Raw genomic sequence first — 21,636 nt, forward strand, 5'->3', positions numbered from 1 at the left:
ATATTTCTGAAAGCTCCTTCGTTTAATACTTATCTTTGTAATCTAAATTTTAAAGCGATGCATACATCATTATTATTTGCAATGCCAGGGTGGACAGAGATGATCATCATCGCTCTGTTTATTATCATCTTTTTCGGAGCGAAAAAAATTCCGGAAATAGCACGCGGCATGGGAAAGGGGATCAGAGAGTTTAAGGATGCCACAAAAGAAATCAAGAACGAAATCAACGAAGGTTCTAGCGAAGACAAAAAGGCCTAACCTTGAGGACTTTTCAATCTCTCTCTGAAATTAAATCGGAGATCCGGTCAGGAAACCTCACGGTATCCCAATTGGTAGAATACCATCTCAAACAGATAGAAGAAAACAATGGAAGGCTCAATGCCTTCCTTTCTGTTTATGGAGATGAAGCCCTCCAGCAAGCGGCCATTGTCGACAATAAGATTAAAGAGGGCACTGCAGGGAAGCTTGCAGGGATGATAGTCGGAATCAAAGATGTTTTTGCATACGATGGACACCCATTGCAGTGTGCCAGTGAAATCCTGAATGGTTTTGAATCCCAATATACAGCCACGTGCATTCAACGACTGCTTGATGAAGATGCGATCATTATCGGTCATCAAAACTGCGATGAGTTCGCGATGGGATCATCCAATGAGAACTCCGCTTTTGGTGCTGTGAAACATCCCGCTGACGAAACTAGAGTGCCAGGGGGCTCATCCGGAGGGTCCGCAGTAGCAGTAGCCGCTAATATGTGTCAGGTTTCCATCGGCTCAGATACTGGAGGTTCCGTTCGGCAGCCAGCTGCCTTTTGTGGAGTAATCGGACTCAAGCCTACTTATTCAAGAATATCCAGGTATGGTTTGGCTGCCTATTCAAGTTCCTTCGATACAGTAGGAATTATCTCAAAAAGCATCGATGACGCAGCGCTGACGCTGGAGGTAATGGCCGGTTCGGATGATTATGATAGTACGGTTTCTCAAACCAAGGTTCCTGATTATTCTTCTTTTGCTACCGGTCGAAAATTCAAAATTGCCTATTTGAGCGAAACCTTGGATCATCAGGGCTTGGATAAGGAAATCAAAGAAAAAACGCTCGAATTAGTTGATGAGTTGAAAACCAATGGACATCAGGTTAAGGAAGGACACATTTCAATGCTGGAGTATAATCTTCCAACCTATTATGTACTCACAGCTGCCGAGGCAAGCTCAAACCTGTCACGATATGATGGCGTTCGGTTTGGTAAGCGTGCCGAGAGTGAAAATCTGGAGCAGATGTATAAGTCATCCAGGTCTCAAGGTTTTGGTGAGGAGGTAATACGCAGGATTATGACAGGAACATTCGTCCTGAGTGCAACCTATTACGATGCGTATTACACGAAAGCTCAAAAAGTACGCAGAATGATCATGGAAGAGACGAATAAATTGCTAGAGCAATATGATTTCATCCTTTCCCCTACCACACCCACCACGGCATTTAAGATTGGTGAATTAAAGGATGATCCGCTTCAGATGTACCTGGAGGATTTATTCACCGTTCAGGCAAATGTTGCTGGAATCCCTGCAATATCTATCCCTTATGACGTTGACAGTCAGGGATTGCCCATTGGTGTTCAGTTAATGACCAGGCATTTTAATGAGAAAGATTTGCTTGATATTTCAAATCAAATCATTACTTTCAAAGATCAAAATAGATAGGATATGACACGAAAATGGTTCCTTTTGGGGCTTTTGTTCATTTCATTAGTGGGGAAAGGACAAGAATTTGAGCTCACGGAAGTAATTCCTGACAATACATACGATGAGATTGCTGATCGTATTTCCTGCATAGAAGGCGAGGTGCCATTGGTATTCAATGAGCGCGTAATGGCCTTTATTGACTATTTCGCTATTAAGGATCGGGAATACACCAAAGATATAATCAAGAAAAAGGAACTTTATTTTCCACTTTTTTCGGAAACGCTTGAACGGTATAATATGCCGGATGAGCTGAAATACCTGGCGATTGTAGAATCAGGTTTGCGTCCAAATGCCATTTCCAGAGCCAACGCAGTTGGATTATGGCAATTCATATCTTCTACTGGTAAAATGTATGGATTACATAGCAACTGGTATGTAGATGATCGAATGGATCCTGAAGAGGCGACAGATGCTGCTGCAAGACATCTTAGGGATTTGTATAACATGTTTGATAGCTGGGAGCTGGCATTAGCTGCTTACAATTGCGGCCCGGGGAATGTCCGAAAGGCTATCCGTAGAAGCGGATACAAAAGGGATTTTTGGGACATCTATCGATACCTTCCGCGGGAAACCCGATCCTATGTTCCGCAGTTTGTTGCTATTACCTACCTTTTTAATCACCTGGAGGAGCATGGATTCGACCCTCAACCAGAGCTTTTCTATCCGGAAATGGATACGATCATGATTTCACAGTATTTCCATGTTGAAACCTTTTGTAATCAACTCGATCTCTGCCTGGATGACATGCTCATGTGGAACCCACAAATAAAGCGAGGAGCATTACCTGAGGGTACCAAAAATTTTGCGTTACGTGTTCCAGCCGAATGGAAAGAAGAAATTGTCGCGAACAGATCCCAGCTCTATGATACTGCATCGAAAGTGGGAAAAGCACAACTGGAATACCTTGCCAGGAATACACCTGGAAGTACTTATGGAAGAGAGCGACTGTATTATCGAGTTCGAAGTGGAGATGTACTTGGCACAATCGCGCAACGTTATGGCGTTCGCGTTTCTGATATTAGAAGGTGGAATGGCATCAGGGGTAACTTGATTCGAGTTGGCCAGCGACTTAGTATTTGGGTGTTACCAACTTACAATTCAAATACCAAGAAATTGTACACTGCTTCTGCTACTCAATCAAAGCCTACTTCAAGCACATCTACGTCTATTACCTCAACTGGTAAGGTGTATACGGTAAAGTATGGTGATTCACTTTGGAGTATCAGCAGAAGCAACAACACAAGTATTGAAAAGCTAAAACAGGCGAATAAGCTCAACTCCAATACCATTAAGCCAGGACAATCTTTGGTGATCCCGAATTAATCGATGATCTTTTCTCATTAAGCTCTAAGTTTGGGCTGGACGGAATAGTTTTTGCTTATTTGTATGACCAAAGCGAAAAAGAAATTTTATGTACAGATACCTAATTCTTTTATTGGCGATCACCTTTGGCTGCAGTGAAAGCGCCAGGGAGAAAAATCGACAAGATATGCTCCCTACAGCTCGGGGAGAAGCTGATGAAATTATTCTTGTTGTTGATTCCACTCAGTGGGCCGATACTGTTGGCCTTGGTCAAGAGCTTCGCAAAACTTTCCTGGCTCCAATGCTTGGACTTCCTCAAGATGAATCGCTGTTTAATGTCAGTAAAGTGAATCCTAGAAGGCTAAACTCTGTCTTGAAATCAGCAAAGAACATGGTTTTTGTAATGACGTTAGATAGCAAGACAGCAGATAGCCGGGTCTTACAACAGTTTTTCACCAATCAGTCTTTAAATCAAATCAAGCGTGATACTTCCATTTTCATGCGAACACAAAGAGACTTATTTGCCAAAGGTCAAACTGTATTGTTTTTGTTTTCTGCAACGGAAGAGCAGTTGGCGAAAAAAATCAATTACAACCGATCTCAGATAAGAGAATTTTTCGAAGCTTCCGCTCGTGAAACTATTAAGGATAAGCTTTTTAAAAGCTCTAAAAAACAGCTTGCACAGCGTATTAAAGAGACCCACAATGTGGAGCTCACTATACCTTATGGCTGGGAAAAAGCACGTGATTTGAAAAATTTCGTTTGGTTAAGGAAGATGGATGCACAGACAGAGCAAAGCATTTTCATCTATTATGAGCCATATACCGACAGAGGGGTTTTTAATGAAATTGGAGAGTTCAGAGATAAAATCACTCAGAGAAATCTGTATGATGGGGAGCATCCGGATGTTCACATCAAGCGTCAGGATATCATACCGGTCTTTACTGAGCGGGTTAATTTCAATGGCCATTTTGCAGTAGAGGCACGTGGCTTATGGAAAATCAGTGATAATTCTCGTGGAGGGCCATTCATTAGCTATACCATTGTAGATGAGGAGGTCGGCCTCATTTATTACATTGAAGGGTATGTTGATTCCCCAGGCACTAGAAAGAAAAACCTGGTTCGTGAGTTAGAGGCTATCCTGTCAACCTTCAAAACGAAGGGTGACATCATGCCAGAAGCAGAAGATGCTTCTTAATTTTTTCGAATAATTGCTTATTCCTTTTTAGTTGGTGACCTTTGAAGTTCGGAAAGTATGTCCGTCCAACTTTAACCAACTAAGAATGAGTACAACGAAGATTAGGCCGAAGGAGGCATTAGAATATCATTCAAATAAACCTGCTGGAAAAATAGAAGTGAACTCCACCAAGTCGGTGAGTTCGCAGCACGATTTGGCACTCGCTTATTCTCCGGGCGTTGCAGAACCCTGCAAAGAAATCGCTGAAAATCCGGAGGATGTGTACAAATACACGGCAAAAGGCAATCTGGTAGGTGTAATCTCCAATGGAACAGCCGTACTTGGATTGGGAAATATTGGCCCTGCAGCTTCCAAACCCGTGATGGAAGGAAAGGGTGTCTTATTCAAGAAGTTTGCTGGAATTGATGTTTTTGATATTGAAATCAATGAAGAAGATCCCGACAAATTCATAGAAATAGTACGCTCACTAGAGCCCACTTTCGGGGGTATCAATTTGGAGGATATCAAAGCTCCGGAAAGCTTTAAGATAGAGCAGACGCTTCGGAAGCAAATGAATATCCCGATCATGCATGATGATCAGCATGGTACTGCAATTATCTCCAGTGCTGCACTCCTCAATGCTCTGGAAGTGGTCAACAAAAAAATTGAAGATCTGAAAATCGTTGTTAGTGGAGCAGGCGCGGCAGCAATCGCTTGTACGGATCTTTATGTCTCTCTTGGTGCCAAAAAGGAGAACATTCTTATGGCGGACAGCAAGGGAATCTTGAATGAGAGTAGAAAAGGGCTGGATGAGATTAAATCCAAATATGTGACCAAGCAAAAGGTGGACACATTAGAAGATGCCCTTAAAGGAGCTGACATGTTTCTTGGGTTGTCTATCGCAGATGTGGTTACTCCGAAAATGCTCAAATCGATGGCCAATAATCCGATTGTTTTCGCTCTTGCCAATCCGAACCCGGAAATTGCGTATGATCTTGCCATGAAAACGCGAAAAGATGTAATAATGGCTACCGGTCGCTCTGACCATCCTAACCAGGTGAATAACGTTCTGGGCTTTCCATATATCTTCCGGGGAGCATTGGATGTACGATCAACTGCTATCAATGAAGAAATGAAACTGGCAGCTGTAAAGGCCATTGCTGAGCTGGCGAAAGAACAGGTTCCTGATATTGTGCTGAAGGCATATGGTCAATCCAGCATTAAGTTTGGAAGCGAGTATCTGATTCCTAAACCAATGGATCCTCGACTGATCACCACCATCTCTCCAGCAGTGGCCAAGGCGGCAATGGATACCGGTGTGGCTCGTATCCAGATCAAAGACTGGAAGAAATATGAAGATGAGCTTCTGGAAAGGGTAGGGTTAGATCAGCGAATGATATCACGTTTTGTGTACAGGGCAAGACAAAATCCGAAAAAGGTAGTTTTTGCCGAGGCGGATCATGTGAATATTCTCAAAGCTGCTCAAATGACGCTGGATTCCGGCATTGGAACGCCGATCCTAATGGGTAAACAGAACGTCATAAAAGAACTGATAGAGGAGCATGAACTTGAGGCAATAAAAGATTGCGATATCATTGACCCAAATGAACATCCGGAAAAAGTAGAAGAGTTTGCTACAGAGTATACCCGGATGCGTCGAAGAAAAGGGATGACCATGCACCTTGCCCGTAAGGCCATGACTAGCCGTACATACTTCGGAATGATGATGGTGGAGAAAGGAGAAGCTGATGTGTTAATCTCAGGTCTTTCCAATGATTATCCAAAAACAGTGCTTCCTGCACTTCAGATTGTAGGTATGGAAGAGGGCGTGAACCGAGTTGCCGGTATGTATATCATGAACACACCTCGCGGTAACTACTTCTTTGCGGACACTACTGTCAATATGAATCCATCTGCAGAAGAGCTTGTAGAGATCATAGGCCTCACGCATCGAGCGGTACGATTTTTTGACCATGAGCCTAAAATGGCAGGGCTTTCCTTCTCAAACTTTGGCTCTGCCAAAGGACAGGTGCCAGAAAAAATGGCCAAAGCGATAAAAATGGCTAAAGAAAAGTGGCCGGACATGATAATTGATGGTGAGCTGCAGGCCAACGTAGCATTGAATCGTAACCTTAGAGACGAAATGTATCCGTTTAGTGACCTTAAAGGGCATAACGTGAATACTTTGATTTTCCCTGATTTACAGTCTGGAAACATCGCTTATAAAACGCTGATGGAAGTAGGTGGGGCCGAAGTAATTGGCCCAATCCTTATGGGAATGAAAAAGTCTGTCCAGGTGCTACAATTAGGCAGTTCAGTAAAAGAAATTTACAACATGGTGGCCATCGCAGTAGTAGATGCCGGAGTAGCAAACAGGGAAGGTCTATGATTACTTACTTGAAAGGGCGCCTGGCCTTTAAAGACCCAACTCACCTGGTGATAGACGTAGGAGGTGTGGGCTATGAAGTAAAGATCAGTTTGATCACCTACTCTCAGGTGAAGGATAAAGAGGATATCCTTATCCAGACCTATCTCCATGTCAAAGAGGACTCCCACACCCTCTTTGGTTTTTATGAGCAATCAGAGAAAAAACGATTTCTTGATTTATTGTCCATAAATGGAGTGGGGCCAAGTACGGCATTGATGATTTTGTCATCACTTGATGCAAAAGAATTGCAGGCTGCCATCGTGCAGGAAGACGTAAAAACCATTCAGTCAGTGAAGGGAATTGGAGGTAAGACAGCACAGCGAATCATCCTTGAACTGAAGGACAAAATGAAAAAAGAGGGATTACTCGACAAATCTATAGAAATTCAGCCTCGATTTGATAATACACTGCGTTCTGAGGCGTTATCAGCCTTGACTACTTTGGGTATAAATAAGTCAGCAGCAGAAAAAACTGTTGATAAGATTTTGAAAGAATACGGAGAGGAGATTAAACTTGAAGAATTGATAAAGCACGCACTTAAGCGATCTTAACCTAATCTAATTACTAAGCGCCTTTTTTTGAAAGTAAATCTTCATATACGATTCCTTTTTGCGTTTCTGATTCTGTGCATAGGGTCTCAAGTACGTGCAGGTTTCTTTCAGGAGCAGGATACTGTAAAAAACGACACGGTAGGTCCCTACGAACCCACTCAAAAGCCTACTTTTCAACCTAGCTACAGATTCGGAGATCCATTCTCTTTTAGAAGCTCCAGGTCGCCTCTTTTTCTGAGGGATCCTTCACAGGTAGATATGCAGGTGCAGTTTAATCCCGACACCACAGCTGATGACGCTGGTGTTACGTACTCTGTTTATGAAAATATCGGTTCACTTGATTTTCGCCCGGCTTCTTTTATGACGTTCAGTGAATTCAACAGCTATAACAATTCACAACTAAATAGAGAGTATTTCAAAGAACGATCCGCCGGGCTGGATGGGGAGAGTGCGGTGAGTGGTCGAAGTTTAATCCCACGTCTCTACATAAGTCCTGTTTTCGATCGGATTTTTGGCGGCAGCTATGTCGATATTCAACCCAATGGATTCGTAAACCTCGATTTCGGCGCACGCTTTCAGCGAATTGACAATCCTGCCATTCCTCTGCGCCAGCAGCGAAACGGAGCATTTAACTTCGATCAGCAGATCAGTATGAATGTGGTTGGTAAAGTGGGTGAAAAGCTCGAGATCACCGCCAACTTTGATAACAACAACACCTTCGATTTTCAGAATAACCTAAAGGTGATCTATACGGGATATGAGGAGGAGATTATCAAGAAAATTGAGATTGGTAACGTGAGTATGCCTGTCACGAATTCCTTAATGACAGGAGCCCAATCATTGTTTGGTATCAAAACAGAGCTTCAGTTTGGTAAGCTATATGTCACCACCATTCTATCTCAACAGCGAGGACGAAATGAGACATTGACTATCGAGAGTGGTTTTCAGGGAAGAGAGTTTGAAATTCAGGCTTCTGACTATGAAGAAAACCGACATTTCTTTTTAGGGCACTTCTTTAGAGATAATTATGAACAGTGGCTTTCAGCCCTACCACAGATTACCTCAGGAGTGAACGTCACCCGGGCAGAGGTTTACGTGCTCAATAGAAATAACGATACGCAGACCACCAGAAACATAGTTGGTTTCATGGATATGGGTGAGGGTAATGTTATATATCGACCGGAAGATGTAGGCAATGGGAGGGGTGGACCAACGAGAAATCCAGCAAATGATTTATTCTCCAATTTGACAGTGCAATCGGCCGATGGAGTGGAGTCATTTATTCAATCCACATTCCCATCTTTTGAAAGCTCAACGGATTATGTAAAAGTGACTACTGCCCGTAAACTTGATGACTCTGAATTCACAATCAATCGGGAGCTTGGTTATATCACACTTACAAGGGGCTTAGCAAGTGATGAGATTCTTGCGGTAGCCTATGAATATACCTATAATGGGACCGCCTATAAAGTGGGAGAACTCACCGAGGATTATCAAAGCAGAACGGACGATAAGGTGATCTACCTAAAGTTACTTCGTCCTAATAAGATCAACACCACCGTGCCAACCTGGGATTTGATGATGAAAAATATCTACAACCTGAACGCAGCTCAAATCAGTCAGGAAGGGTTCCAATTACGAATCATTTATCGCGATGATAATACAGGTCAGGACAATCCTTCATTGCATGAAGGGAGGAGGCTAAAAGATATTCCTTTAGTTGAGGTATTTGATTTGGACAGGCTAAACCCTACCGGTGACAGGCAGCCCGATGGTAATTTTGATTTTATTGAAGGTATCACAATTGATCCACAAAACGGAAATATCATTTTTCCAGTGCTCGAGCCTTTTGGTCAAAACCTGGAAGAACAATTTGATAATGATGAGGGAAGCCTTAAAGAAAAGTATGTCTATGATGAGCTGTACGAAGAACCCAAAGCAACAGCAGAACTAAACGCGACTCAGAATAAATTTGTCATTGCTGGTTTATTAACTGCGGGTTCTTCTAGCAAGATTAAACTCCCAGGAATTAATATTGCTGAAGGGTCAGTGGTTGTCATGGCTGGAAATACACCGCTGACAGAAAATTTAGATTACACCGTAGATTACAATCTTGGTGAGGTCACAATTCTAAATGATGGTATTCTCAATTCAGGAAAAACCCTACAGGTCTCCTATGAAAAAGCGGATCTTTTCAATTTTCAGACCCGTACGCTTACTGGTGCTCGATTTGATTATCGATTTAATGAGAATTTTAATATTGGAGCTACCGTACTCCATCTAAACGAAAGACCGGGAGGTATTTCACGATTTGCGGTGGGTAATGAACCTACCAGCAATACGAAGTATGGATTTGACATCAATTATCAGAATGAATCTCGCTTCTTAACGAAGATGGTGGATAAGCTCCCGTTAGTGAGTACCAAAGAACCATCGACCATTACAGTAAACGCCGAGTTTGCGCAGCTAATACCCGGCACAAGTAATGTGGTTAATGGAGAAGGCACCTCCTATATCGACGATTTTGAAAATGCAATTACTCCTATCAATATCATGGGGTGGCAGGCGTGGAAGCTATCATCTACTCCACGGGTTTTCCCGGAAGCGCAAAGCGGTAACAGCAGCCTGGATTACAACTACAGAAAAGCAAAAATCGCATGGTATACGGTTGATAACAGTATTTTCTATCGGGCTGGGGGAAATGCCAGACCATCCAATATTTCCGATACCGATTTAGAAAATCATTACGAACGAGCGGTACTTCCTCAGGAAATATTCCGTCAAAGAGATCAGACCTTAGTCAATTTTAACGAGCCTATTTTCGATGTAGCCTTTTTCCCTGGTGAAAGAGGTCAGTACAATTATAATCCGGCGACAAGTCCGGACAATACGATTCCAAACTCGGAGCAAAACTGGGGAGGAATTACCCGAGCCATTACGAATGAAGTCAACTTCAATAAGACCAATATCGAATACCTCGAATTTTGGTTGATGGATCCTTTTATTGATGGTGAGCGTGGTATTGTCAAAGATGGTCTGATCAATAGCAACCCGAGAGAAACGGGTGGTGGAAAGCTGTACTTTAACCTGGGTAGCGTTTCCGAAGATGTCGCTCCTGATGATAAGCATGCTTTTGAAAATGGATTACCCGTAGATGGCGAGATTGGCCCAATCACTACCTGGGGACAAATTACCGAGGATCAGTATTTAACAAACTTCTTTGAAAACTCTCCGGGCGCACGGGACAATCAGGATGTTGGGATTGATGGACTAAAGGATGAGGATGAAGAGCTCATTCTTCAAGAGAATGGCATTACACTTAATGTGCAAGAAGACATCTCGGCAGACAACTTTCGCTATATCCTGGATAGCTTTTATGATCAGCAGGATGCCACCATTGTGCAACGATATAAAAACTGGAATGGGATGGACGGAAACTCACCGATTGCTTCCGGCGGTGGTCAATTTATTCCAGCATCAACGACCTTACCTGACAATGAAGACATCAACCAGGATAATACAATATCAGATCTGGAAGAATATTTTGAATACGAAATTGACCTCAGGCCAAAGCCTGGTGTTTCAAATCCGGAGGGAGGCAACCTTGAATTGAATGACTTCATTGTAGATCAGATTGAAAGTGGAAATGGAGAATCCAACTGGTACCTTTTTAGAATCCCAATTAAAAATGTAGGAACCCCAAGAGGGAATCCTTCTTTTGAAAACATCAAATACGTGAGAATGTACCTGACCGGTTGGCAGCAACCGGTTGTTTTGCGTTTTGCCCAAATGCGGTTGGTAGGCAGCCAGTGGAGAAAGTTTGAACGAGCTCTCAATGAACCTGGATTGGATGCCATTCCAAACATAGAAACTTCGGATTTCTCTGTTTCTGTCGTGAATATTGAGGATAATAGCACAACAACAACAGGTGGTGTTAGGTATGTTTTACCTCCGGGAATAGATCGTGACATTGATAATACTACCGCACAGAATCGACGAATAAATGAACAGTCCCTGCAGGTATGTGTGGAGGATTTGGACGACAAAGATGCGCGAGCAGTATATAAAAATGTGTCCTACGATCTAATCAATTACGGGAGGATAAAAATGTTCCTTCATGCCGAAGCTTATGAAGATGATATGGTATTGGACAATGAGGTCACTGCATTTATGCGTCTTGGAACTGATTTTGATGAAAATTATTATGAGGTTGAGGTTCCTTTAGTAATTACACCTGATGATATCACAGGAAATCTTGAAGACATAAGAAGACAAGTTTGGCCACTGGAAAATGAAATTGATATTTCAATCAAAGAATTGATAGGAATTAAATCTCAAAGAAACAGGGCAAATTTGGATCCTACTATTCCATATTCAGTGCCTTCGAATGATGGGAAGTATACCTTCACTGTCAAAGGAGCTAGACCAGACATCAGTGCCATTAAGGTCTTAATGATAGGGGTAAAAAATCCAGGTGATGAATCAAATGCCCCTAAATCCGTTTGCATTTGGGCCAATGAACTCAGAGTGACAGATTTTGACAGTAATGCAGGGTGGGCTGCCAATGCCCGTGTGAGTACCAAACTTGCAGATCTCGGTACAGTATCAGCATCCACCCGATACACATCTATCGGTTTTGGAAATATTCAGCAGCGGATCTCAGAGCGGTCACGAGCTGAGACTACACAGTATGATGTTTCCGCTAATTTGAATTTGGAAAAATTTATGCGGCCGGATAAGACCGGGTTGGTGGTGCCAATGTTTGTGAGCTATGAAAAGACCACTGTAACGCCACAATTTGATCCACTTGATCCTGATGTTCCTCTAGAAGCATCCCTCGAGGCGATTGATGATCCCAATGAGCGTGAAAGATACCGACGGATAGTTCAGGATAGGACCACCCGAAGGAGTATCAACTTCACGAATGTTCGTAAAGAGAAGGTGAATCCGGATGCGAGGAAAAGAGTGTATGACATTGAGAACTTTTCATTCAACTATGCCTATAGCGATCGGGTCTCCAGCAATGTCAACACACAGACCCTGCTAAACAAAACTGTGAGTGGAGGGGTCAACTACAACTACTCGCCGGTGGCTGTCAGCGTAGAGCCATTTAGTGAATCGGAAAAGCTCAGCTCACCGTACCTGGCCTTGATTAAAGATTTTAATTTTTCCCCCCTTCCTACAAATTTTTCTTTTTCCACGAATTTGAGAAGGGACTTTCGATTGACTCAATATTATAATGACGACCTGACAACTGAAGGCGTGGATCCCCTTTATGAGCGTACGTTCACGTTTGCCAGAAACTACGGTCTGAGATGGGATATCACCAAAGGACTGGGACTTACTTATGACGCCACTGCGAATGCAGTCATTGATGAGCCGGAAGGGATCATCGAAGGAGATATCAACACCAGACAGGAGCGTGAATTTATCTGGGATCAGATTTTCTCGCTTGGCAGGATGAAAAACTTCTCGCAAAACATCGCCTTGAATTATTCGCTTCCGCTGGATAAAATTCCTTTTACCGACTGGCTGTCTTCTGATGCACGGTACTCGGTGGGGTATGGATGGACCGCAGGAGCAATCAACCGAACGCAAAGTGATACAGTCAGCTTAGCTGATGATGAACTCTTTTTTGGAAACTTTATCAACAACCAACGGACGATTTCATTTACCGGAAGGGTGGACATGAATAAGCTATATGACAAAGTCACTTTTCTTAAAAACGCCAACACCCCACCAGCCAGAGGTGAATCGGTGAGTCCGGGGAATAAAGCGCTTCAATTTTTCATGATGCTGAAGTCAATCAATGGCACTTACGCGATCAATGAAAGCACTTCATTGCCGGGCTTCAAACCGAATGCGTTTTTGTTTGGACTGGATAGTAGCTTCAATGCCCCGGGGATTGGATTCATCCTCGGTAGTCAGGATCCGGGGATCAAACAAAAAGCTGCCAGAAACGGGTGGTTGGTGAGAAACGAAAACCTCAACTCACCTTTCCAGCAAACATTTGGTACGGATATCGATATACAAGCAGATCTGGAGCCGATCAATGATCTGAGAGTTCAGCTGACATGGAATCGGGGATTAAATAACCAGTATCAGGAAATATTCAGGTTCAATGGTGATGAAGGAGCTTTCCAGACATTGACCCCATCGAGAAGTGGTAGCTATTCGGTTTCTTTTCTTTCCATCAAAACGGCCTTCCAGAAAGATGGCCCGGATAATACCTCAGATGCGTTTACTCAGTTTGAAAACAACCTCATTAACATAAGAGAACGATTAAATAGGGTGAACCCAAATGGAAACTATGATACGCTATCACAAGACGTGCTTATCCCTTCTTTTATTGCCGCATATTCAGGGAAGGATGCGAACAGCATGGAGCTTACTCCGTTCCCCAAAACACCTCTTCCAAACTGGCGGTTGGATTATGCAGGACTGGTAAACATTCCGGCAATCTCTGATTTGTTCTCCTCATTCACGATATCACATGGCTACAATTCCACCTACAGTGTTTCCAGCTTTACTAATTCCCTGAACTATGGAGAGGACGTCATTGGCTTACAAAATGATATTTTAAACTATCCTTTGGCAGAGGATGACAGCACGGGAAGACTAGTCCCTGTTTATATCATCAATCAGGTAATGATTTCTGAGCAGTTCGTACCGCTGATTGGTTTCAATGTCCGAACGAAAAATAATATTTCAACAAGGCTGGAATTCAGGAAGAGCAGAAACCTGTCATTAAATATGTCCAATGCGCAGGTGACTGAAACCACTAATAATGACGTCACCATTGATATAGGATATTCAAAAGTTGGTTTCAAGCTTCCGTGGAGATGGCAGGGCAGAACACTCACATTGGAGAATGATCTAACGATGCGTGTTGCTGCCTCAGTGCGTGATAGCAAAACAGTACAACGAAAAATAAATGAGCGGGCAACCATTACCAATGGTAATTTGACGTGGCAGGTTAGGCCAACGATAACCTACAAAATCAACAACCAGTTGGATTTCACATTCTACATGGAGCGGAATGTCACAGACCCAAAAGTTTTGAGTTCGTATAAGCGAGCGACCACTGCCTTTGGAGTTCAGCTAAGATTTGGTCTCGCACAGTAGGGCAGTTCATTTCAAAACCTTATTTTTGACGCCCGTTATAAAATTCAATAATCAGATGAACATTCCTTCAGATTTACATTATACCAAAGATCACGAATGGGTGAAAATTGACGGTGATATTGCTACCGTTGGTGTAACAGATTTCGCTCAGGGTGAGTTGGGAGATATCGTTTACGTGGAAATTGAAACCGAGGGCGAATCGCTGGAAGCTGGTGATGTTTTCGGAACAGTAGAAGCCGTAAAGACTGTCTCAGACTTATTTATGCCTGTTTCGGGCGAAGTTTTAGAGATCAATGGTGAGTTAGAGTCAAACCCTGAACTTGTGAATTCAGATCCTTATGGAGAAGGCTGGATGATCAAGATCAAAATTTCTGACAAGGGAGATCACCTGATTTCTGCCGAAGATTATAAGGCAGAAGTAGGGGGTTAGGAAATTTTGGAATGTTTTTTGTTTGTTATTAGTAAATACCATCGTCCTTTTGGTATATAAAAATTGAAGGGCATATATTTGATGTTCAACTTCACAAAAGAAGGAATATGGAACCTAAAAAGAATCCGAAAATAGACCTTTCCAGACAGTCAGGAATGTTCCTGAATATTGGAATGGCTGCAAGTTTATTGCTCGTGATAGTGGCTTTCGAATGGAGGACCTATGACGACTCAGGCCTAATGGACCTGGGAAATGTTCAAGATGATTTTGAAGACATCATCGACATTCCACCAACGGAGCAACCACCTCCACCACCTCCAAAAGTTCAAGTACCAGAGATCATCGAGGTTCCTGATGAAGAAGAAATCGAGGAAGAGATCGAAGTTGAACTTGACGTAGAGGTTACTGAGGAAACAGTGGTTGAGGAAATCGTATTCGAAGAAGCTCCTGAAGAGGAGAACGTGGATGAGATTTTCACTATTGTGGAAGAGTCCGCATCCTTCCCAGGAGGAATTACTGCTTTCTATGAGTACCTGAAGAAGGAACTTAAATATCCAAGACAAGCACAACGAATGGGAATTGAAGGACGTGTATTCGTTCAGTTTGTTGTGGAGAAGAACGGTGAGCTAACTGATATTCATGTGGTGAAAGGAATCGGTGCAGGATGTGATGAAGAGGCAGTAAGAGTACTTAAGAACTCTCCTAAATGGAAGCCTGGAAAACAGCGTGGTAAGCCGGTTCGTCAGAAAATGATTCAGAACATTCTATTCAAGTTTGCGAACTAAGAATAACGAATAATATAAAACAGAAAGCCTCTTGATTATCAAGAGGCTTTTTTATTTCAGTGTCTTAATGAACGCGCTAAACTCACCATTCAGCCTCTTCTAATGCTTCTTTCTTCTTTTCGTAGGCTTGTATGAATGCTGTAAACTCATCAGTAGATAATAGCTCCGATAGCTTTTTCACAGCATGATCTGCATATTCTATCAGATTCCAATCAAGAGCAAAGAGTGCATATGCTTTTAAGAGAGGTGCACTATATGGATTAATCTCAGTGGCATCAACCAGTAACTCATATGCGCCTGAAGCACCACGGTTATTGAGTTCCTCAACCACAGCCAGCACCTGTGCTTCGTGGAAAGCATTCATTCTTCCTAACTCCACAAGAGCAGAGTCACTCATAATTTTTAATTCCGGAATGGACTGTTTTATGGGAGCTGGAGTCTCGTAACTTTCAAGCTTTGACAGCACTTGATTTACCCGATCAGTAAGCTCTGGATTTCTTTTAAGACTTTGGAGTAGAATGTTAGGAATCTCGTCTTTTCGTCCCATTCTAGCCATAGCTTCCATTTTCCCAAATATTGATTCTGTGTGTTTAACCTCAATAGCCTTGTCAAAAAACTCCATTGATAGCTGGTAAGCCTGCTGATCAAGTGCAAGCTTTCCAAGTGCATCGAGATATTCACCTTTGTAATATTGGTGAGCATTGGCCTGGAGAAAGTCCATAATCATGAAAGCTTCATTCACTTCACCTTTGTTATATAGGTGAATAGCCAGAGCCTTTCTTAGCCTTGAGTTGAAAGTGCCGTCCGATGAATTTTTCAGTTCTTTTCTTGCTAGTTGCTCTACCGAATCATGATCAAAGAGAAAAGAAGCATTTAGCAGATATGCCTGCCGGTGAAGATGCTCTGCCTTCTCAATACCTTCGAACTGAAAATCCAGTGATGTTTGATTGGTTTGTGTTGTAAGCACATTACTCCTGACGCCAAAATTCCCTTTTTCATAATCCAGCTCAATAGCCAATGAATCCACTAATTCCAATCGCTTGAAGATATTCCATTTATTCACTAAGGGAGCATCATTCCAGTTGTTGGAGGGCGAGGCTTCCTGGAAATATGTTAAAGCCTGTTCAAAATTTTCTTTTTGCATGTGAACAATGCCAAGATTGTTCTTCATTTCTCCACTACCATGTTTTCTCAATGCTTCCTCATAAATGGCTTGAACTTTATTTGGATTTACTTCCACATCCAGGTTGCCATAATTGACCCATGCATATGGTGATGGGTATCGCTGAGCGGCACTATGAAAATAAGTCTTTGCTGGAAAATCGGCCCCTTTACCCAACTCATACCATCCCAGGTTATAATTAGCCATGTGCGTGTTATAGCCCAGGTAGCTGGCTTGGAGTGTATACTCTCTTGCCAGGAGGATATTCTCTTCTGTCTTCGACTTTTGAGCGAGATAATTAAAATACCCTGATCTAAGTAAATTATATGGTTCCTGATTCGCCAGGAAATAGAAGGCCAATACAGTAAAAACCCCTCCAAGGCGAGCACTTGCATAAGGAAAATTTCGTTCCTTATAGGCGATCTTATGTACTTCAAAGCCTTTAATCAATGGGTCTACAAAGTTTCCAATGATGTAAAAGAAAAATAAGGTGCCGAACCCGATGTGGAAATACAAAATAAAATAATGGAAGGCCTGGTACACTGCATCATTTCCCCGGATCATTTGATGGGTGAGAAACAGAAGGGTAACAACTCCTAAACTTAGTGTTAATATGAGTAATGTTTGATTATCAACGTGTTGGGATAAAAAGCCACTTTTTTTTCTAATACTCCAAAGCGCTACCAAACTGGAAATAGCCAATAAAATAAATGGATCGAAGAAGAAAAAACTGTTTTCGAATAACCCGGATTTATTCAGATAATAAAGAATCAGATTGCCGAGATATATCAATGAAAGGATCACAAAGTGTATATGATTACTCTGGCCTCCTTTTCCGGATGTGACCACATATAGAATGCTAAAGATGATTTCTTCTGAAATGATGAATAGGAAAATCAAACCACTGATCGTAAACCCAAAAAGAGAATGAGCAATTAGGTGATCAGTAAATAGTTCTGCCTTATCCACACCAAAAAGAATAGCTACACTCAGTGCGATCATTATTCCAATCCGCGCGATAAATGGGGTTGATTTTTTGTATTCATGAAAGATCACAAGTGGTGTTATCAGCAGTGTGAAAGGCACAAGAATGACCCATCTGCTTTGGATGCCGAAAAGCCCAACCTCAAAAAGGTTAAGTCGATTTAGAAATAGTGCAAAAAGTGCAGCTGCTACGAAAAATGCATATCGCTTTAAATAGGTTGAGGCTGTCATAACCATGCACAATCCCAGCCACATAAGCCCCATGAGTGCCTGATCACTTGTAATATCTCGTTTAATTTCACTGCCGGAGTAGTTTTCACTAAGCAGATACTTTTCACCTTTTATTTCATGGGTCAGCAAGTCAGTTTCCAAGGTCCATGCAGGAAATTCAATCACCTCACCCGTAGTTGTTACTTTCCAATCGATGGAAAGGCTATAGCCCGCCTGATAGCACCATAGCATTGAAATAATACAACAAACAAAAAGTCCTGTTATAAATTTTTTAAGGGATTCGTTCACTATTGATTGATCACTTTTGGCACCCTGAAATAATTAGAATCATGTTTAGGTGCGTTCTTAAACACTTTTTCTCTAGGCAAATGATCTTTTATGGAATCCTTCCTGTATCGGTCGATTTCGAAGGACATACCGGTGAGAGGTTCTACATTTTTTGTGTCCACCTCTTTGAGTTTATCCACCCAATCCACCATTTTTTGCAAGTCATCTACCATTTCCGCTTCTTTGTTTGCATCAAAGTGCAGTCTGGCAAGGTGGGCGGTTTTTCTTACTATCTCTTTTGTGATTTTCATGGAAGATCAAAGTTAGGCTTCATTCTTGTATTTGATGAGCTCAGTCTGAATCACACGAAAAACCTCTTCTCTTAGTTGCTTCACATGTTTATCAGAATCACCTTTAGGCCAAATAGGTTCATGATAGATGATCCTACATGGTCTTCTTGTTATATTAAGTAAATCATCATCCGGAAGGATTAAATAATTATCCGGGAGTGTAACGGGTATGATGGGAAGATTATTTTCGGCAGCCAGCCTGAATGCTCCGTCTTTGAAATTAACCATGTTAGGATAATGCTTGAGAAGGATCCCACCTTCAGGAAATAGACCCAAATTAAATCCATCCTTTACGGCTTCACGAGCCATTATGAAACTCTTTGCTCTGCTTCTCAGGCTGTTTCTGTTTACAGTGATATGAAGGGTACGATACATATATCCAAATAATGGAATTCGAGTCAGTGAGCTTTTACCTACGAATTTGAAAGGGCGAGGGAAAAGGCCGAGGATTGGGATGTCCAAATATGAAAAATGGTTTGCACAGAGTATGTATTGCTGGTTTTTATCAATTTCAAATTGATACTCTCTATGGACCGGAATGAACGCCATTTTTAAAAAGCACCAAGCCCACACATAATTAATCTTCAATGCAATTTTATGTAATGACCGAAAAGGCACCATCATAAGTAATGGAATAATGAGTAGGGCAAAGAAAAAGACCATAGAGAAGATGGCCCATAAAGAATACAAACGTCTAAAAATCATGCTGCCGGTTAGGTGCCTATTGAGCCACTAAATTAGTCGCAAAATCCAGTCGGTAGAAAAAAAAGGATCACTCTGTAATTTTTTGATACTTTCGTGCACTAATGATCTTAAAACCAAAATCACTGTGAGTCTATTAAAAGTAGAAAATGTAAGTAAATCTTATAGCGAGCATCAGGCCTTGTCTGATGTGACCATGGAAATTCCTGAAAAAACCATCTTTGGTCTGCTTGGCCCGAATGGAGCAGGGAAAACAACCCTTATTCGAATTATTAACCAAATCATTGAAGCGGATCAGGGATCGATCCTTTTTGATGGAGCAAAGCTCAATGCTGAGCATATTAAGCAGATCGGATACTTGCCGGAAGAGCGGGGGCTGTATAAGAAAATGAAAGTGGGTGAACAGCTGGTTTATCTTGGACAGCTTAGGGGGCTTTCCATGAAGGAGTCTACTAAAAGAGGTAAGGCCTGGTGTCAGAAGCTGGATATTCTGGACTGGTGGGGTAAGAAAGTAGAAGACCTTTCCAAGGGAATGGCACAGAAGATTCAATTCATTGCTACCGTGATGCATGAACCTAAGTTGATCATTCTGGATGAGCCTTTTTCAGGATTTGACCCGGTGAATGCGAATCTGATCAAAGATGAAATTTTGGATCTTCGGGATAAAGGAGCAACGATCATATTCTCTACTCACCGAATGGAATCTGTGGAGCAGCTATGTGATCATGTAGCCATGATCAATAAATCAGAAAAAATTCTGGATGGCTCCAAAGTTGAGATCAAAGAGCAATTCCGCGATGGAACCTATTATGTAGAGTATAAAGAAGGTGAGATAAAGCCTGCCGGCTTTGAGGTCCTAAATACCGAAGAAATAGGTCGTGGATTGAAAAGATCGCTAATCCAGTACTCTGCGAATGGAAACCCGAATGAACTTCTAAAGGCCTTGATCGGCCAGGTGGAAATTCACTCCTTTGTAGAGCGTATTCCAAGCATGAATGATATTTTCATCTCTTTGGTAAAAGGGAACCCTGAATTAGTAGAAGCCTAAAATCACCAAAAAATCACTTGAAATGAATAAGATATTATTAGTAATACAGCGTGAATTCATGAGCAGGGTAAAGAAGAAATCTTTCCTGCTTGCCACTATTCTGGTACCACTTATTTTTCCAGCCATCATTGGAGGAATGATCTACCTCGCTATACAAAATGAGAAAAATAAGGAGACTGAAGTAGTCCAGGTTCTGGACGAAAGTGGCCTGTTAAATTTTGAAGACACAGACAGATATAGCTACAAAACTGTGGATGGACCTCTGGAAGCCGCAAAAGAAGGGTTTAGTAAGTCTGATGATTTTGCATTGATCTATATTCCGGATATTGATATTGATAACCCCGAGGGTGTTCTATTCTATGCGAAAACAAGTCCTGGAGTAAATTTGGTAGACCGGTTTGAGAATAACATTGAAGCGCAAATAAGAGACATCAAACTCACAAGGTCAGGTCTTACTGAGGAGCAGCTGGATCAATTGAAAACCTATGTTAGTATTGATTCTTTCAATATTACTGAGACAGGTGATGAGAAGAAAAGTGATGCTGGCTTCACATTTGGGATTGGCTATGTAATGGGCTTTTTGATCTACATCTTCCTGTTCGCTTACGGATCTCAGGTAATGCAGGGAGTGATCGAAGAGAAGAATAGTAAGATCGTTGAGGTGATTGTTTCTACTGTTCGGCCATTTCATATGATGATAGGTAAGGTCGTTGGAGTAGCCTCTGTAGGTATCTTCCAGTTTTTGATATGGATGCTTTTGATGAGCGTGATTTCTGTTGGTGTGATGGCCGCATTTGGATTGAGCATGGATCCAGCAGAGACCGCACAAATGATGCAGCAAGCTGGCAATGAAGCCTCAACTGCCCAAGCCAATGAGCAGGTACAGGAGATCATGTCAATCATTCGAGATATCCCTGTTACTCAAATTGTTTTGTTGTTTGTATTCTATTTCCTTGGGGGATATTTGTTATATGGAGCACTTTTCGCTGCGGTAGGCTCAGCCGTTGATACCCCTGCAGATGCACAACAATTCATGATGCCGATCGTTTTTCCGATCCTTATCGGCCTGATGGGACTATTCATGTTTGTGTTTAATGACCCCCACGGTTCAGCTAGCTTTTGGTTATCAATCATTCCTTTTACTTCCCCTATTGTCATGATGGGTCGTATAGGATTTGGCGTGCCAGCCTGGGAGATTGCATTGAGTATGGCGTTGCTGGTTGGAGGATTCATTTTTACACTTTGGTTAGCAGGAAGAATCTATCGAATTGGTATTCTGATGCAGGGAACAAAAGTGAATTATAAAGTCCTTGCCAAGTGGCTCATGCAGAAGAATTAAAATAGATCACAGATTCCTC

14 protein-coding genes are annotated in these 21,636 nt (G+C 42.0%); 11 read left to right on the plus strand and 3 right to left on the minus strand.

Annotated elements, in window-relative coordinates:
- Positions 1-57: 57 nt before the first annotated feature.
- The 9 genes from ACXAH9_RS01550 (at position 58) to ACXAH9_RS01590 (ending at position 15,534) form a co-directional block, all read left to right on the plus strand.
- A complete protein-coding gene (locus ACXAH9_RS01550) occupies positions 58-258 on the plus strand; it encodes a Sec-independent protein translocase subunit TatA/TatB (RefSeq protein WP_349565161.1) in 201 nt (66 codons plus the stop codon).
- 2 nt (positions 259-260) lie between these two features.
- Positions 261-1,694, plus strand: a complete 1,434-nt coding sequence (gene gatA / locus ACXAH9_RS01555) for an Asp-tRNA(Asn)/Glu-tRNA(Gln) amidotransferase subunit GatA (RefSeq protein ID WP_474893128.1) — start codon at positions 261-263, stop codon at positions 1,692-1,694.
- A gap of 3 nt (positions 1,695-1,697) precedes the next feature.
- Positions 1,698-3,059: a lytic transglycosylase domain-containing protein gene (locus ACXAH9_RS01560; protein WP_474893129.1), complete on the plus strand. Its 1,362-nt coding sequence runs from the start codon at positions 1,698-1,700 to the stop codon at positions 3,057-3,059.
- An 88-nt stretch (positions 3,060-3,147) separates the two neighbouring features.
- Positions 3,148-4,236, plus strand: a complete 1,089-nt coding sequence (locus tag ACXAH9_RS01565; protein WP_474893130.1) for a DUF4837 family protein — start codon at positions 3,148-3,150, stop codon at positions 4,234-4,236.
- A gap of 85 nt (positions 4,237-4,321) precedes the next feature.
- Positions 4,322-6,604, plus strand: a complete 2,283-nt coding sequence (locus ACXAH9_RS01570) for an NADP-dependent malic enzyme (RefSeq protein ID WP_474893131.1) — start codon at positions 4,322-4,324, stop codon at positions 6,602-6,604.
- On the plus strand, positions 6,601-7,194 hold the full coding sequence (gene ruvA / locus ACXAH9_RS01575) for a Holliday junction branch migration protein RuvA (protein ID WP_474893132.1): 594 nt from the start codon (positions 6,601-6,603) through the stop codon (positions 7,192-7,194). The genes ACXAH9_RS01570 and ruvA overlap by 4 nt, the downstream gene beginning before the upstream one ends.
- A 27-nt stretch (positions 7,195-7,221) precedes the next feature.
- Positions 7,222-14,319, plus strand: coding sequence for a T9SS outer membrane translocon Sov/SprA (gene sov, locus ACXAH9_RS01580; protein ID WP_474893133.1), 7,098 nt, complete (start codon positions 7,222-7,224; stop codon positions 14,317-14,319).
- A 55-nt stretch (positions 14,320-14,374) separates the two neighbouring features.
- Positions 14,375-14,749, plus strand: a complete 375-nt coding sequence (gene gcvH / locus ACXAH9_RS01585) for a glycine cleavage system protein GcvH (protein ID WP_349565147.1) — start codon at positions 14,375-14,377, stop codon at positions 14,747-14,749.
- Positions 14,750-14,856: 107 nt separating this feature from the next.
- Complete coding sequence (locus tag ACXAH9_RS01590) at positions 14,857-15,534, plus strand: energy transducer TonB (protein WP_474893134.1); 678 nt, start codon at positions 14,857-14,859, stop codon at positions 15,532-15,534.
- 82 nt (positions 15,535-15,616) lie between these two features.
- Here the strand turns inward: ACXAH9_RS01590 and ACXAH9_RS01595 are convergent, their stop codons facing one another.
- From ACXAH9_RS01595 to ACXAH9_RS01605, 3 genes are read right to left on the minus strand one after another with little or no spacing between them, the layout of a single operon-like run.
- A complete protein-coding gene (locus tag ACXAH9_RS01595; protein ID WP_474893135.1) occupies positions 15,617-18,142 on the minus strand; it encodes a hypothetical protein in 2,526 nt (841 codons plus the stop codon).
- Between the two features lie 56 nt (positions 18,143-18,198).
- Complete coding sequence (gatC, locus tag ACXAH9_RS01600) at positions 18,199-18,489, minus strand: Asp-tRNA(Asn)/Glu-tRNA(Gln) amidotransferase subunit GatC (protein ID WP_474893136.1); 291 nt, start codon at positions 18,487-18,489, stop codon at positions 18,199-18,201.
- 12 nt (positions 18,490-18,501) lie between these two features.
- Positions 18,502-19,077: a lysophospholipid acyltransferase family protein gene (locus ACXAH9_RS01605; protein WP_474893137.1), complete on the minus strand. Its 576-nt coding sequence runs from the start codon at positions 19,075-19,077 to the stop codon at positions 18,502-18,504.
- Between the two features lie 280 nt (positions 19,078-19,357).
- On the opposite strand from ACXAH9_RS01605, the gene ACXAH9_RS01610 reads away from it, so the two are divergent.
- Together ACXAH9_RS01610 and ACXAH9_RS01615 are read left to right on the plus strand one after the other, a co-directional pair.
- Entirely contained in the window at positions 19,358-20,278 is a 921-nt protein-coding gene (locus ACXAH9_RS01610; RefSeq protein ID WP_474893138.1) for an ABC transporter ATP-binding protein, read from the plus strand.
- 22 nt (positions 20,279-20,300) lie between these two features.
- The gene (locus ACXAH9_RS01615) at positions 20,301-21,617 is read left to right on the plus strand and encodes an ABC transporter permease (protein ID WP_474893139.1); all 1,317 of its coding nucleotides are present in this window, start codon (positions 20,301-20,303) and stop codon (positions 21,615-21,617) included.
- The last annotated feature ends 19 nt before the right edge of the window (positions 21,618-21,636 follow it).

It is taken from the genome of Ekhidna sp. ABH4_415, from assembly GCF_056161305.1.